1 protein-coding gene is annotated in these 1,393 nt (G+C 32.4%); it reads right to left on the reverse strand.

Features of this window, described 5'->3' with window-relative positions:
* Positions 1-453 precede the first annotated feature (453 nt).
* Positions 454-531 (reverse strand): DUF4896 domain-containing protein, encoded by a 78-nt coding sequence (locus AFK68_RS44410; RefSeq protein ID WP_371357262.1) that lies wholly within the window; start codon positions 529-531, stop codon positions 454-456.
* Between the last annotated feature and the right edge of the window lie 862 nt (positions 532-1,393).

The raw sequence follows: 1,393 nt of genomic DNA on the forward strand, positions 1-1,393 counted from the left end.
GTGATAAGACGGGATTTTTTGATAAATTCATCTAAATTACACCTCAAAATTAGCATTACAAAAAGGTAGGGTTTAATAATTAATAATTAATAATTGACAATTAATAATTAGTTTTTCCGTAATAGAAAGATTACTGAAAAAGAAATTTTTTTCTCCCTGAAAGGAGAGGCTTTAAATCTGTAAGCATTCAGCCGTCAGCTATCAGCTCTCAGCATTCCTCGTTTATTCCATTTATAGTACGAATTAGGATTGAGGTTGAGTGAGAATTAAAAGTCTAGGTAAAAGCAAAAGCATCCGCTAAATTTAGCTATTTAGGTTCATTTTCATTGCTGATAGCTGACCGCTAATAGCTGAATGCTTACTTAAATCTTAATTTCTAGGTCAACAAGTAATTAGGGCTTCCTGAATCAATCTCAAAGCATTTACAAGAAATAAGGTGTCTTTTTAGGTCGTTCAATAATTGATAATTGATAATGGATAATTACCTCTCTCTAAAAGGAAGAGGATTGAATAAAAGGAAAATAAATTCATTGTTTCTCCTTGCTAATGAGGGGCTTTAAACCTTAATTATTCGGTAAAAAGTACCAGGTTTTCAGCCCTTAATGCACGGTTCCCGAAAAATCAAAAATTTAGTATTTTCGGCAAGAGTCGGGAAAAAAATTACTCCACTACTCCCCCGCTCCCCTACTACTTAAAAAATACTTTTTCAGCAAACCCTAATTATAAGTATTAGGAAACAGGGAACTTATCTCTGATAATACTTTCAGTAATCAGGATTTCTATAATACTTAGATACAAAATTCTAGGTTTTAGGGAATAGGGGACAGAGAATAGGGAATAAAAATACAAGTGTATCTCATGCTTACTGAGAAATACTATAAAGTTCAACTTAATCCTTAAAAGAAGTCATACCAAATCTAATTTATTTTGGCTATATATTTGAAAAAAAGCGGTATCTATTATAGCAGCTTTAAAAAGTCATGCTATATTTTATAGCTGGGAAAAATAACAATGAAAAGAACTAAAATTACTGAATATAAAGCATTTACTCCGTAAGCATTTAGCTCATCCTACGGAATGCTACCCATTTCCTGACGGAATGCTCCGCAAACATGTCGCTCCGCGTTTCGGCTGTCGCCGACATGAAAAACGCGCGTTGTGCGCTAGCTAAACAGCTTTTTAATAATAAATGAAGCAAGTATTAGCTTAACTTCTACTACATTTTTAACCGATAATATGATTGACACTTATTAATATTTCATTTTTATTGCTGATAGCTAAAAGCTAACCCCTATTAGCTGTTTCATAAATAGTGAATATACATTCTCCCTCGTCAAGGTCAGTTTTTCTTCCAATACTTTTAATTATCCTTAAATTTATCAATACTAATTCC

The organism is Hydrocoleum sp. CS-953 (genome assembly GCF_002260545.1).
GTDB lineage: Bacteria > Cyanobacteriota > Cyanobacteriia > Cyanobacteriales > Microcoleaceae > Trichodesmium.

Bases quoted from the DNA above. Each gene is read 5' to 3' on its own strand.
- AFK68_RS44410 (WP_371357262.1), bottom strand. From the start codon at position 531: ATGAATTTATTTTCCTTTTATTCAATCCTCTTCCTTTTAGAGAGAGGT.